The sequence below is a fragment of the Shewanella sp. HL-SH4 genome (genome assembly GCF_051164845.1).
GTDB lineage: Bacteria > Pseudomonadota > Gammaproteobacteria > Enterobacterales > Shewanellaceae > Shewanella > Shewanella glacialimarina.
In genome coordinates, this window is the sequence record NZ_CP195037.1 from 4,035,375 (window position 1) to 4,048,792 (window position 13,418).

Annotated in this window: 14 protein-coding genes; 5 read left to right on the top strand and 9 right to left on the bottom strand. The window is 39.8% G+C overall.

Annotated elements, in window-relative coordinates; all coding sequences use genetic code 11:
* The first annotated feature begins 17 nt into the window (after positions 1-17).
* Positions 18-2,243 (top strand): NADP-dependent isocitrate dehydrogenase, encoded by a 2,226-nt coding sequence (locus ACRWQL_RS18685; protein ID WP_434951542.1) that lies wholly within the window; start codon positions 18-20, stop codon positions 2,241-2,243.
* Between the two features lie 124 nt (positions 2,244-2,367).
* Here the strand turns inward: ACRWQL_RS18685 and cspD are convergent, their stop codons facing one another.
* Positions 2,368-2,574 carry a cold shock domain-containing protein CspD gene (cspD, locus tag ACRWQL_RS18690; RefSeq protein ID WP_226415349.1) on the bottom strand — a complete coding sequence of 69 codons (207 nt, stop codon included), beginning with the start codon at positions 2,572-2,574 and terminating at the stop codon, positions 2,368-2,370.
* Between the two features lie 195 nt (positions 2,575-2,769).
* On the opposite strand from cspD, the gene clpS reads away from it, so the two are divergent.
* Entirely contained in the window at positions 2,770-3,078 is a 309-nt protein-coding gene (gene clpS, locus ACRWQL_RS18695; protein WP_434951544.1) for an ATP-dependent Clp protease adapter ClpS, read from the top strand.
* Positions 3,079-3,137: 59 nt separating this feature from the next.
* Positions 3,138-5,396, top strand: coding sequence for an ATP-dependent Clp protease ATP-binding subunit ClpA (gene clpA, locus ACRWQL_RS18700; RefSeq protein WP_434926386.1), 2,259 nt, complete (start codon positions 3,138-3,140; stop codon positions 5,394-5,396).
* 204 nt (positions 5,397-5,600) lie between these two features.
* Here clpA and infA read toward each other — a convergent pair whose 3' ends face one another.
* From infA to aat, 3 genes are all read right to left on the bottom strand, one after another.
* Positions 5,601-5,819, bottom strand: coding sequence for a translation initiation factor IF-1 (infA, locus tag ACRWQL_RS18705; protein ID WP_011496276.1), 219 nt, complete (start codon positions 5,817-5,819; stop codon positions 5,601-5,603).
* 77 nt (positions 5,820-5,896) lie between these two features.
* Positions 5,897-6,616, bottom strand: a complete 720-nt coding sequence (locus ACRWQL_RS18710; RefSeq protein ID WP_434951545.1) for an arginyltransferase — start codon at positions 6,614-6,616, stop codon at positions 5,897-5,899.
* Positions 6,606-7,313, bottom strand: coding sequence for a leucyl/phenylalanyl-tRNA--protein transferase (gene aat, locus ACRWQL_RS18715; protein ID WP_434951547.1), 708 nt, complete (start codon positions 7,311-7,313; stop codon positions 6,606-6,608). The genes ACRWQL_RS18710 and aat overlap by 11 nt, the downstream gene beginning before the upstream one ends.
* Positions 7,314-7,367: 54 nt before the next feature.
* On the opposite strand from aat, the gene ACRWQL_RS18720 reads away from it, so the two are divergent.
* Positions 7,368-7,856, top strand: coding sequence for a glycine zipper 2TM domain-containing protein (locus ACRWQL_RS18720; RefSeq protein ID WP_434951549.1), 489 nt, complete (start codon positions 7,368-7,370; stop codon positions 7,854-7,856).
* Positions 7,857-7,943: 87 nt separating this feature from the next.
* Here ACRWQL_RS18720 and ACRWQL_RS18725 read toward each other — a convergent pair whose 3' ends face one another.
* Complete coding sequence (locus ACRWQL_RS18725; RefSeq protein ID WP_434951551.1) at positions 7,944-8,321, bottom strand: hypothetical protein; 378 nt, start codon at positions 8,319-8,321, stop codon at positions 7,944-7,946.
* A gap of 120 nt (positions 8,322-8,441) precedes the next feature.
* Entirely contained in the window at positions 8,442-8,624 is a 183-nt protein-coding gene (locus ACRWQL_RS18730; protein ID WP_434951553.1) for a hypothetical protein, read from the bottom strand.
* Between the two features lie 174 nt (positions 8,625-8,798).
* Between ACRWQL_RS18730 and ACRWQL_RS18735 the strand changes: the two genes are divergently transcribed.
* The gene (locus ACRWQL_RS18735) at positions 8,799-9,551 is read left to right on the top strand and encodes a Nif3-like dinuclear metal center hexameric protein (protein WP_434953431.1); all 753 of its coding nucleotides are present in this window, start codon (positions 8,799-8,801) and stop codon (positions 9,549-9,551) included.
* Positions 9,552-9,677: 126 nt separating this feature from the next.
* On the opposite strand, the gene ACRWQL_RS18740 is transcribed toward ACRWQL_RS18735, so the two are convergent.
* The 3 genes from ACRWQL_RS18740 to ACRWQL_RS18750 are packed head-to-tail and all read right to left on the bottom strand — an operon-like array spanning position 9,678 to position 13,368.
* Positions 9,678-9,998: a YdbL family protein gene (locus ACRWQL_RS18740; RefSeq protein ID WP_434926380.1), complete on the bottom strand. Its 321-nt coding sequence runs from the start codon at positions 9,996-9,998 to the stop codon at positions 9,678-9,680.
* 12 nt (positions 9,999-10,010) lie between these two features.
* Entirely contained in the window at positions 10,011-10,169 is a 159-nt protein-coding gene (locus ACRWQL_RS18745; RefSeq protein WP_226415897.1) for a YnbE family lipoprotein, read from the bottom strand.
* Between the two features lie 43 nt (positions 10,170-10,212).
* Positions 10,213-13,368 carry a YdbH domain-containing protein gene (locus tag ACRWQL_RS18750; RefSeq protein WP_434951554.1) on the bottom strand — a complete coding sequence of 1,052 codons (3,156 nt, stop codon included), beginning with the start codon at positions 13,366-13,368 and terminating at the stop codon, positions 10,213-10,215.
* Positions 13,369-13,418: the final 50 nt, after the last annotated feature.

Below are 13,418 nucleotides of genomic sequence, written 5' to 3' on the forward strand. Positions count from 1 at the left end.
ATAATGTAGGAAAAACCATGAAAGATAACTCTCCAACGATTATTTATACTGAAACCGATGAAGCACCAGCATTAGCGACACTTTCTCTGTTACCTATTATTCGTACCTTTACTAATGCCGCTGGCGTTAAAGTTGAAACACGTGACATTTCCTTATCTGGTCGTGTGCTTGCTAACTTCCCTGAAAATTTAACAGCAGATCAGAAAATTGCTGATGCATTAACGGAGTTAGGTGAATTAGCTAACCAGCCTGAAGCTAACATCATTAAATTACCTAACGTCAGCGCGTCAGTGCCACAGTTAAAAGCGTGTATTGCTGAGCTTCAAGCTAAAGGCTATGACATTCCAAACTATCCGGATGAGCCAAAAACTGACGCTGAGAAAGAAACTCAGTCACGTTATGACAAAATTAAAGGCAGTGCAGTAAACCCTGTATTACGTGAAGGCAATTCAGATCGTCGTGCGCCAACGTCTGTAAAAAATTACGCCAAGAAAAACCCACATTCAATGGGTAAATGGGCGAGTGATTCTAAGTCACACGTTGCTCATATGAACGAAGGCGATTTTTATGGCAGCGAATTATCAGTGACGTTAACGGCTGCTGACAAAGTCAGTATCGTTTTGGCGAAAGCCGATGGCAGCGAGCAAGTATTAAAATCAGGTTTAGCGTTATTAGCTGACGAAGTGATTGATACTGCAGTAATGAGTAAGAAAGCATTAATTGAATTCTATACCCATGAAATTGAAGCTGCTAAATCAGAAGATATTTTATTATCGCTTCACTTGAAAGCAACGATGATGAAAGTATCTGATCCGATTTTATTTGGTCACGCCGTTAAAGTGTTCTTTAAAGCGGTATTTGATAAACACAGTGCCTTGTTTGCTGAGTTAGGCGTTGATGTTAATAATGGTTTTGGCGATGTATATGCCAAAATTAAATCTTTACCAGACGCACAGCGTGCTGAAGTTGAAGCAGATATTGCTGCAGTTTATGCTGCACGTCCAGCACTTGCTATGGTTGATTCAGATAAAGGTATTACCAACTTACACGTGCCAAGTGACATCATTATTGATGCTTCTATGCCTGCAGCTATTCGTTCTTCAGGCCAAATGTGGGGCCCAGATGGTCAATTGAAAGACACTAAAGCGATGATCCCAGATCGTTGTTATGCCGGTGTTTATCAAGAGACTATCGCATTCTGTAAAGCCAATGGTGCATTCAATCCAACAACAATGGGTAGTGTACCTAACGTAGGTTTGATGGCGCAAAAAGCAGAAGAATACGGTAGCCACGACAAAACATTTGAAATCACAGCAGCTGGTACCGTTAAGGTTATCAATCAAGCGGGTGATGTCATTATGAGCCACGCGGTTGAAGCGGGCGATATTTACCGCATGTGCCAAGTGAAAGATGCCCCAATCCGTGACTGGGTAAAACTTGCTGTTAAGCGTTCACGTTTAAGCAATACACCTGCGGTATTTTGGTTAGACAGCAACCGTGCTCACGATGCTGAGATCATCAAAAAAGTGAATACCTATTTAGCTGACAGTGACACTGCTGGGTTAGATATCCGTATTATGTCACCAGTAGATGCTACCCGTTTCACATTAGATCGCATCATTAAAGGTGAAGATACAATTTCTGTTACCGGTAACGTTTTACGTGATTACCTAACAGATTTATTCCCAATCCTTGAATTAGGCACAAGTGCCAAAATGCTATCTATCGTGCCATTAATGAACGGTGGTGGATTGTTTGAAACCGGTGCAGGTGGTTCAGCGCCAAAACACGTGCAACAAGTTGAAAAAGAAAACCACTTGCGTTGGGATTCTTTAGGTGAGTTCTTAGCACTTGCAGCTTCACTTGAACACCTAAGCCAAACAACGGGCAATACAGAAGCGCAAGTACTTGCCGATGCGTTAGACGTGGCTATCGGTCAATTCCTTGATTGTAATAAGTCTCCATCACGCAGAGTGGGTGAGTTAGACAACCGTGGTTCGCATTTCTATTTAGCACTTTACTGGGCACAAGCACTTGCAGCACAAACGACTGACGCAGTTCTTGCCGCTAAGTTTACAAAGTTAGCGACAGACTTATTGTCAAATGAAGCGGTTATTGTTGCTGAACTTAATGAAGCACAAGGCCCAGCAGTTGATTTAGGCGGATATTACCGTTTAGATGCTGTTAAAGCTGAACAAGCAATGCGCCCAAGCAAAACGTTAAACAGTTTAATTTTGGCGTAAGACATTACTTAAGCTAATAAAAAACGCGCCTAGTTGGGCGCGTTTTTTTTTTCAAATTTATTTACTAAAAATAAAAAAGACAGGGATTAAAATCCCTGTCTTTTTGCTTTATAGTTCCATCCAACTAATTAGTTGGTGAAATGGCTGAAGCATGCATCCCTTTAGGGCCTGCTTCTATTTCAAAAGAAACTGGTTGTCCCGCTTTAAGCGTACGGTAACCTTCCATTTCTATAGTTGAATAATGCGCAAATACATCTTCGCCACCCTGATCTGGGCAAATAAACCCGAATCCTTTGGCGTTGTTGAACCATTTAACAGTTCCGCTTGCCATACTTCCACTTCCTTCTTTTGTCTACTTACCAGTAAGATAGTAAAACTTATTATTCAGCGGTCTTTAAACGCCGCCTGACAAACAGAATGAAATTTGTACGAAAAGAAGTCAAGCAGAAATTAACAAAAAGACAACATTAAATTAATTTATTATTATCATGTGGTCGGTATTGAAATGAGAGGCTAGTATTAAAGCATGGCTAAAATAGGCAGCATTGAAAAAGTTGAAGAAAAAGTTGAATCAGACATTAAAAGACCCAATCTCTATAAGGTAGTCTTAAATAATGATGATTACACGCCAATGGATTTTGTCGTTGAAGTGTTACAACGTTTCTTTGATAAGAATGAACAGCAGGCAGTGGATATCATGTTAGCTATTCATCACCAAGGAAAAGGACTCTGTGGTGTTTTTCCATTCGGCATTGCTGAAACTAAAGTGTTACAAGTAAATCAGTTTGCAAGAGAAAACCAACATCCGTTACTGTGTAGTTTAGAGAAAGAATAGTGTAGCTTAAGACATAATAATCTTACTCTGCAGTTTGTGGTTAATTTGAGGGGGTGCTTATGCTGAACAAAGACTTAGAAGTCACCTTGAACCTAGCGTTTCAGCAAGCTAGAGATTCGCGTCATGAGTACATGACGGTAGAACATTTATTATTAGCGCTATTAGACAACCCCGCAGCTTATGAGGCGTTGATTGCTTGTGGGGCCGACATTAATAAACTTCGTGAAGAAGTGCATAATTTTATTCAACAAACCACGCCAATTATTGCAGATAGTGCAGATGAAAAAGAAACCCAACCAACATTGGGTTTTCAGCGTGTTTTGCAACGAGCAGTATTTCATGTTCAATCATCTGGGCGTAATGAAGTCACCGGAGCCAATGTTTTGGTTGCCATTTTCAGTGAGCAAGAGTCACAGGCGGTGTATTTATTACGTCGTTGCGAAATTACTCGTCTAGATGTGGTTAATTACATTTCCCACGGTTTTTCAAAAGATGAAGAAAAAGCCGATGATGGCGGCAGTGAACATTCAGAAGATCAATCTGAGTCAGCTGAAGATCGCAGCATGTTGTCGCAATTTGCAGCCAACCTAAATCAGTTATCAATAGACGGGGTCATTGACCCACTCATTGGCCGCGATGCAGAAGTTGAGCGTGCGGTACAAACATTATGTCGTCGCCGCAAAAACAATCCCTTGTTAGTGGGTGAGGCCGGTGTCGGTAAAACTGCTATTGCCGAAGGGTTAGCCTATCGTATTGTCAATAAGCAAGTGCCTGAAGTGATGGCGAATGCCACTGTGTATTCATTAGACATGGGCTCATTATTAGCGGGTACCAAATACCGTGGTGATTTTGAGAAACGCTTTAAAAGCTTGCTCAAAGAACTAGCCGCAGATGAACATGCCATTTTATTTATCGATGAAATTCATACCATTATTGGCGCTGGTGCGGCCTCTGGCGGCGTCATGGATGCCTCTAATTTACTCAAACCATTATTGTCTAGTGGCAAATTACGTTGCATGGGTTCAACCACGTTCCAGGAATATCAAAGTATTTTTGAAAAAGACCGGGCATTGGCGCGTCGCTTCCAAAAAATTGATGTCAATGAGCCTTCTGTTGCTGAAACCACTAAAATTTTGATGGGTTTAAAGTCTAAATACGAAGAATATCATGGTGTTCGTTATACCCAAGCAGCAATCAGCAGCGCGGCTATTTTATCCGCCAAGCACATTAATGATCGTCACTTGCCAGATAAAGCGATTGACGTCATTGATGAAGCGGGTGCTCGCATGGTGATGATGCCCGCAAGCAAACGCAAGAAAACCATTGGCCAAGCTGAAATCGAAGCCATTATCGCTAAACTTGCGCGTATTCCTGAAAAGTCGGTATCCTCGTCTGACAAGGACTTACTTAAAAACCTTGAGCGGAACCTTAAGATGGTGGTTTTTGGCCAAGATAAGGCCATTGAGAGCTTATCAGCTGCTATCCGTCTCTCTCGCAGCGGTTTAGGTAGCGATAAAAAGCCGGTTGGTAGTTTCTTATTTGCAGGCCCTACAGGGGTGGGTAAGACGGAAGTGACCAATCAATTAGCCGCCGCGTTAAGCTTAAAGCTAATTCGCTTTGACATGTCAGAGTACATGGAACGCCACGCGGTCTCACGCTTGATAGGCGCACCTCCAGGCTATGTCGGTTATGATCAAGGTGGTCAATTGACCGATGCTGTGATTAAAAACCCACATTGTGTTGTGCTTTTAGATGAAATTGAAAAAGCGCATCCTGAAGTATATAACTTGTTACTACAGGTTATGGATCACGGTACCTTAACCGATAACAATGGCCGTAAAGCTGATTTTCGCAATGTCACATTAGTGATGACAACCAACGCGGGCGTGCAAGAAACCATTCGTAAATCGATTGGCTTTCAACAGCAAGATCATACCCAAGATGCGCTTGCTGAAATCAATAAAGTGTTCACACCTGAGTTTCGTAACCGGTTAGATTCGATTGTGTGGTTTAACCATTTAGACTTAACCGTGATTGCCAAAGTGGTCGACAAGTTCTTAGTTGAACTTCAAGCTCAGTTAGATGATAAACGTGTCACCTTAGAGGTCAGTGATGAAGCCCGTACTTTGCTTGCTGAGAAAGGTTACGACAAAGACATGGGAGCGCGTCCAATGAGCCGTGTGGTGACTGAATTGATTAAACGCCCATTAGCGGATGAAATCCTATTCGGTAAGCTTGAAGCCGGTGGCATAGCGCATATCGACGTTAAAGATGGTGAGATTTATATCGAGTGTGAAACACCTGAAAAAGTGTCTTAATATATCGATTTAATGAGTTTTATAAAAAGATGGCCACTGCCATCTTTTTTTATGGCTTTATAATGATACGAGCTTGCTGAGTTGGTTTTTGTGAAGTAAAAATTGCACCAGAATACCAATCAGCTTTATGCCTACATTATCGTAAAAGTGACTATAAAAAAACCGACACAAGAGTCGGTTTTTTTCATACGAAAACTATAATCATTAACGTGCGCGGAAGACGATACGTCCTTTAGATAAATCATAAGGAGTCAACTGAACAGTGACTTTATCACCCGTTAAAATACGGATGTAGTTTTTGCGCATTTTGCCAGAAATGTGGGCTATCACCACATGTCCATTTTCAAGCTCTACGCGGAACATTGTGTTGGGCAAGGTCTCAAGGATAGTCCCTTGCATTTCAATGTTGTCTTCTTTCGCCATTAATAAATTATCCCATTAGCCTTCAAATATGAAAATCGGGCGTATCATGCCGCAAAAACGCCTTGCTGTAAAGGCCGTTAACAAGATAACGGCTTAACTTGCTCTTCATTTTGCCAACCGTCAGCAGTTAATATTTGGTAAGGGCGATATTGGCGCTTATAAGACATTTTACGATTTTCATCGATTTGATAACCCAAATAGATGAAGTGTTTACCTAGGGATTTTGCCAGCTGGCACTGGATTAAAATCATCAAAGAACCTAATGAATTTTTTTCATAGTCTGGATCAAAGTAACTATAAATTGCTGATAAGCTGTGGGCAAGATTATCTGTGACAGCAACGCCAATCAATTTATCTTGATCGTAGAGTTCTATAAAGGTTGATGGTAGCCAATCACACAATAAAAAATCATCAAATTGAGCCTGTGAAGGTGGGTACATCGGCCCATCGTGATGACGTGCACTTATGTAGCGGTCATATAATGCATAATGAGCAGGAGTGCTGTTTTCAACCACTTTCCAATGCAAGTGTTGATTTTTTTTTAAGGTGCGTTTTTGACGTTTTGACAACATAAATGTTTGCACGGGCACACGGATAGACTGGCATGCCTGGCAAGCAGGACAACGCGGTTTATAAATCGCATTCCCATTACGTCTAAAGCCCATCGCGAGTAATTGTTCAAACAATTGCCCATCAAGATGAGACTCTTGAATAACCAGAAGTTGCTCTTGATTACCAACGATATAGCTGCAATCAAAAGGTTTACTAATTCCTACTGTGACAGATTTAGAATTCAAATTTTACCTCTTGCTTGAGCCATATATTAGGTGAAACATCTTGTTCTCTATTTTGTCTTAAAGTCGTCAAAAATGAGGTTCTATTAACTGTCTCTGCGCCTAAATTAATCAAGTGTGGGTTAACTAATTGAGCGTCAATAAGCGCAAAATCATGCTTTGCCAAATGTTGATTTAACATGGTAAATGCTGCTTTTGAGGCATTGGTTTGCCGATGAAACATCGATTCACCGCAAAACACCTTACCTATTGGAATACCATATAGGCCACCAATTAGCCGATCTTCGTCCCATACTTCAAACGAATGGGCGAACCCTTGTAAGTGTAACTCGTAATAAGCCATTTGAATTTCTGGGGTGATCCAGGTGCCATTTTGATCGGCTCGAGGCTGAGCGCATCCTGCCATCACATCCAAAAAAGCATGATTGATGGTATATCGCCAAGGTACTTTTTTTAGATACTTTTTTAAACTTTTACTGCCAAAATTCATTTTGGGAGTAAATACTGCTCTTGGATTAGGAGACCACCATAATATTGGGTCATTTACGTTAAACCAGGGGAAAATACCATGATAATACGCCTCCAATAATCTTGCTGGAGATAAATCCCCCCCTACAGCTAATAAGCCGTTAGGTTCAGATAAGGCCTGTTCTGGTGGGGGAAAATTAATTAACTCATTTAAATAAGACAGTGATTTCACAATTGATTATAGTTAGCATATAGACCTTACTTATTAAGTTAACGGAAAAAGCGTATGTTGAACATCTCAGCGAGTAAATTATCTGGTTTTTTACTGTTCATATTTCTGTTCGGCAGCGTAAATTCGCCAGTATTGTCAGCTTACGACAGAAACCAAGCAGTACCCGTAGAAAAAGTACTCTATGGTTATATTGAATCGGTTAAAAATATTACCGAGAAACAACTGGTCGCCGATAAAAACCAAGGGTGGCGAACTTTTGGTGGTGCGCTTATTGGCGGGGTTATTGGTCATCAATTTGGTGGTGGTTCCGGACAAGATGTTGCCACAGTACTTGGGGCACTATTAGGTGGTGGAATTGCAAACCAATATGGTAGTCAAGAATATTATCTTGAGTACAAATTAGTTGAAATGATGATTAAACAAGAAGACGGTACTCAAGTGATGATCATTCAAGACTTAGACCCTGGAATGGTGTTTAAAGCCGGAGATGAAGTCAGAGTTGTTTACTTACAGGGTTATGTTCGAGTTGATGTAGCGATGTAACTTTAGCAATGTAATCTATTTAAACATATCACGTTTAGAAATAACAAAGGCGCATAAAGCGCCTTTATTGTTGGAATTTAAATCAATTTAAAAACCACGCGGTAAGGTATTTTTACCTTTGGCATTTTCAAGTTTTGCACGCCATAGCTCTTTTGGGCTTAAGCCTGAACCTTCACTCCCTTGAGCTGATTTAACTGTCGTAGAAGAGGTTTTTTTAGCGGCAGCTGGTTTTGCTTTTGTCACGGTGGCTTTTTTAGCTGCGGATTTTGTTGCCACCTTCGTGACGCTTTGTAAACCACTATCCATTGCTGCTAGCATTGATTCTAGCTCACTAAAACGAACTGATTTTCCGCCATCAATTTTATACCAACTTCCAGATTGTTCGATGTTAACTGCAGTACCTGACTGTTTTTCTAATGCAGCCTGCAATGAACTAATAACGTCTTCCTTTGATAATGTTGTCATAATTTAACCTATTTTTAGCTAACTTACTTTTTGGTTTGAGCTAATTTTATAGGTTAAATGACACAAAAGTCCAATTTAGGGTGTTTTTTATGTTAAGCAGTATTTGTTATTGTTGGTATTTTAGGTGTTGTTTTGTCTGCTTGAACCACGCCTTTTAACAATGATAAGTCCCCAAAACAACACCTCGAATAATATTCCTAAACCTATAAAAGCGGCAATGCCAGATGAAAATCCCATTGCATAACAGGCTAACGTAGCCAAAATACAGAGCATTAATATCCCAAATCGTGATAAATGTTTCACATACCGTCCCTGACACCATTGATAAATATTAATTCATCTTAGTCTTAAGCATTAAGGTACTCAAATGAATCATTTTTCATGCTTTTTACAGGGTGTCACTTGATTAGCAGATACTGTAAAATAATATGATTAACCCAGCATCAATAATGGATTACTACCATGAGTCATAACGAAATAGATCGTCATTCTTTGTCAACTTACTTAAATGAGTTTTTGAATGTCGCAAAATTTAAAGATTATGCGCCAAACGGATTACAAGTGCAGGGCAAAAACGCTATTCGCACAATTGTGACTGGGGTGACAGCCTGCCAACCATTAATAGAACAAGCCATTGCTTTGAACGCCGACGCTATTTTGGTTCACCATGGCTTTTTTTGGAAAAATGAGCCTGAAGTATTAACTGGAATGAAATACAAACGCATTAAAGCACTCATGGATAATAACATTAACTTATTTGGCTATCATCTTCCGCTAGATGCTCATCATGGTGTCGGTAATAATGTGCAACTTGCACAGCAACTAGGTATTTTAAATCCAACTGTTTGTGAAAATGTTCCGCAAGATTTATTATGGCATGGTCATTTAATGCAAACCATGAGTGCCAGCGAGTTCAATGCTCACATAAGTCAGGTGTTGAAAAGACCAGCGCTACATATTGGCGATAGCAGTAAACCTATTAATACCCTTGCCTGGTGTACTGGTGGGGCGCAAGACTATATTGATTATGCCGTTAAGATGGGTGTAGATGCATTTATCAGTGGTGAGGTGTCAGAGCGAACTTACCACAGTGCAATGGAGCAAAATATTCATTATTTTGCAGCAGGCCACCACGCAACTGAGCGTTATGGTATTCAGGCTTTAGGTCAGCATTTAGCGGATAAGTTTGGCTTAACTCATCATTTTGTAGATGTGGTTAATCCGGTTTGATTTAGGATGTTTCAAGCAAAAGCCCAGAAGTTTCTGGGCTTTTTTATTGAAAAATTTGATGCGTTAATTTGATTCGGTAGTTAAATTAAAAATTATCTCAGTGGTTATGGCAAAGTATTTGTGTCTTTACTTAGTTTGCCATATGCCTTTTTTATCCTGATAGATATGGCCTGTGTTAGCCGCTTCAATGGCTTTTTCTGCGGCGAGTTTTGCTACGCTGGCAGTACTGAGGCCATTCTTTTGAGCTATACGTTGATAATGTTGTAAACGCTTAGCATTAATATCAGTGACTAATGCCTCAACCTCGGCAGAGCTTGTTATTACCGCCAGGTAACCGTTAATTTGTTCACCCACAAGTGCATTATTTTTAGCATCCTGTAACGTCATCGCCGATGCATTGAAACTGAGCAGTAAGCTAACTAATAGGGCGGGTAAGGTATATTTCATATTAAATTCCTATTAAAATAGCTGCTCGTTTTCTAATAAATTATCGAGTTCTTTATCCACTTTTATTCTAATATCATGCTCAATTTTAACGTTTAAATTGATCACAATAGGCTTATCTGATGGCTCAATTCTAACCGTGGGCGTACAGGCTGAAACTAAGCTGATTAACATCAAAGTTGAAGCAAACAGGGCGGCAAGTTTCACAGTGTCTTCCTTATTTAACGGACTTCTCTATATTCGATTGTAGCTGATTACCAATTTGGGTGCTGCGGTACAATTGAATCAAATTTTCTTCATGGGTGTAGTTAAGATGAATTGGCCGAGCAATATCCAAGCTTTTACCTTTAATGGCAACATTAATTTGTGCATCGCCATTAGAGCGCATTGCAAATTTACCCGATAACTGACGATAGTTTAAATGTTCTAAAGCACCGAAGACTAAGTTCAGATAAGGCTGCGATTGTTTTAATTGTTCAATGGCTTCATTATTATCCACTTTAATTAGGCCACCAGGTTGTCGTGCGGCTATATGTCCATCTGAGATAGTCAGTTCACCGTTGATAAATTCGGCGGGTAAAACGCCATCAAACAAGCCATCAGCATACACACCCACTTGCGGTTGCTGCTCGAGCAACTGTTCAAGGCTTAAGCCTTGTAACAGTAAATAGCCATGGGATTTATCATGCAGTTTGAATACAAACTCTGGCACAAGAAATTGGCCCCCCAAAGCATCACCTCTAAGGGTCATTTTGATATCTGTTTCACTCAGTCCTGTTAGCTTTTGTAACCAATTATTCAGTGGCTTAGTCGGATCCATGTTGAGTTCAATATTAGCTTGTAAATTCAAATTGCTAAACAGTAATCCTGCACGGCCTTTTGCGATATTAATGTTGGTTTCAGGGCATGTTAGCTGACTTGTTGATATTGAATCTTCAATGTGTTGTTGCCAATTAAATTGGCATTGAGTATTGATCCAAGAGTCTGAAATATAATAGTCGATATAATCAAGGTTTAAATCGGTCAGCTGAGGCTGAATTAACATTTCAAAATATTGGATTCCATCCTGCTCTCTCATTGAATAGCTGCTCGCTACCTTAACCCGCCCTGCGATGTTTAAACCTGGTGCAATAGGCTGATTTTTACCTATGGTAGGTAATGCTTGGCTAATATCGGTTTCTAGCAGCCATTGTCCTGCTAGCGATTGAGATTTAGGCTGAAAGAAGTGTTGGCTGGTGGCATTGATATTATCAAATTGCCATTGTTCTTGGCTTTGAATTAAGCCTTTATCTACAGATGTTTGCTGTTTTAAACTGACATTATCTAAATTAAGTAACGTCTGTTTTCGCTGTTTTGGGAGTGTCTGGCTGAGTTTGATATGATCTAATTGACTACTAATTTTATATTGACTGCTTTGCGCAAGGAATTGATCAATAAGGCTGTTAGTTGTGTTTACTTGCCATGTAAAATGAGTTGATGGCAGCCAATCAAATTGAGCACTCTTAGCAGAAAATGATTGCTTTTTACCCATGGAATCGATTGCTACAGCGTTAACTTTTTGCAGTTCAAGTTGTAATGGGGCTAACGTTAGCTGAGTATAACCTGTTGTCGATTCAAGTTTACTTTGTTGGTGAAATTGAATACTCATTTCTGTACTAGTAAAGCTTTGTGAGCTCGTTTGGGCGATGGTCGATTCTAATGCGGAGTTATTTTTATTCACATATAACTGAGACATTAAAATTTGGCTTGAAGGCATAATAATGAGCTTATCAGTAAAGTCTTTATTTAGCGTATGTTGTTCACTGTTATTATGCCTATTTAATAAACGTTCAAATTCTGCTTCAAAGGTTACGCGTGCTTTAGACAAGGTGAATTCATTAAAGGGTAATGTTAGTGCTAAGGGGGACTCGGTTAATGGCGCAAATAGCTTCACCATATCAACTGCTTGAGTGATGTCTAATTCAACAGAAGGGGCGATATGGATTTCGCCTAAATCATTGACCTGAACATCAGTTAGGCGAAAGGTGTTGTCGATAATACCGCCTGAGACACTGGCAATAATTTCAGGTGTGAAAAAACTGACTGGCACTACAGTGCTAGTATTATCATTTGAATGTTCATCTGTTTCTAATGCCGCTAAAGGTAACCACAATAAACTTGGTTTAGGCACTGATACCACTAAACCAATCTGGCTAGTGGCGTCGCGCGAGTCAACTTTTAGACCGTCAATAAACGCATTAAGCTGAGACGCGATATTATCCGCAAACAACTGTTTAAGAAGTTGACTAAGCTGAAGTTGATTAAAACTGATTTGTTGTTCAAATGGCGCTATATCGATTTTGGCTGCAAAAATATTTTGCGCACCTTGGTTTATACCTGCAGGAACAGGTTGTTGTTTAACATCCACTTCTATTTTAAAGTCATCAGGTACATTAAATGCTAAGTGCTCAAATTTTTGTGACTCAACTTTGAGTGCGCTGAAATGATTAACCGAATAAATTTCATTATTGGTTAAGTTAATTTGGGTATCGGCATGCCAATTACCATCAATATCAATTTGATATTGATTAAGAGGGGCTAAAACAGTGGCTAATTGTTGTTGGATTCCAACAATCATGCCGTATGTTTCCTGCTCACTTCTCTTAGCTTTAAGCGAAGTAATAGCGGCCGTGAGATAGTCTGATAATGCATTTAATCCCAGCTGACTTTGTTTGAGATTCAATTTGGTGGACAAGTGCAATTGTGTTGGCATTATTTGCGCATTAACGTTAAATAATTCATTGTCATCGAATCGCCACAGGGTAGATAAAGCGCCTTGTGGGTTAAGAGTAAATGTATCCATTTTTAAACTGTGGCGAAAATGAGTTACAACACCATTAGCCGTGGTTAATTCAGGTCCGGCAGCGGGCAAAGCGGGTAAGCGAATTATCGTTTCACCTAAATCAATGTCGGGGATGTGGTTAAATACTAATTGCCATGCTGCACTGGACTCGGTTTTTTGCTGAGTTTGACGGTTAAAAAAGCTAGCGCCTAAATCAACATAAACGCTTTTACTACTCAACTTAACAATGTCACTGGGATCGAGTTGTTGTTTTTTTGCTATGGCAAGGGTGTCTGTTAGGGTGAGTTCAAAACCTTGTATGGAAATGTAACTGTCTTCTATTTGTAAGATAAGCCGAGGAATGCGCAGTTGATTTATCGATATTAACTGTGTGTCTAAGTTCAGTACTTGAATATCATAGGTTGATAACAGTTTGTTGAGCACCTTGACACTGATAGAGTGAATATTTTGGCTGACATACCAAGCTGCACCGATAATCATCAGCAGTAAAAGTAGTAATATTCGCTTAACGGTGAATATGCCTTTAATCATTAACACTTCAAGAAGTTAAATAAAAAGCCAGCGTATCAAACTCTGGCTTA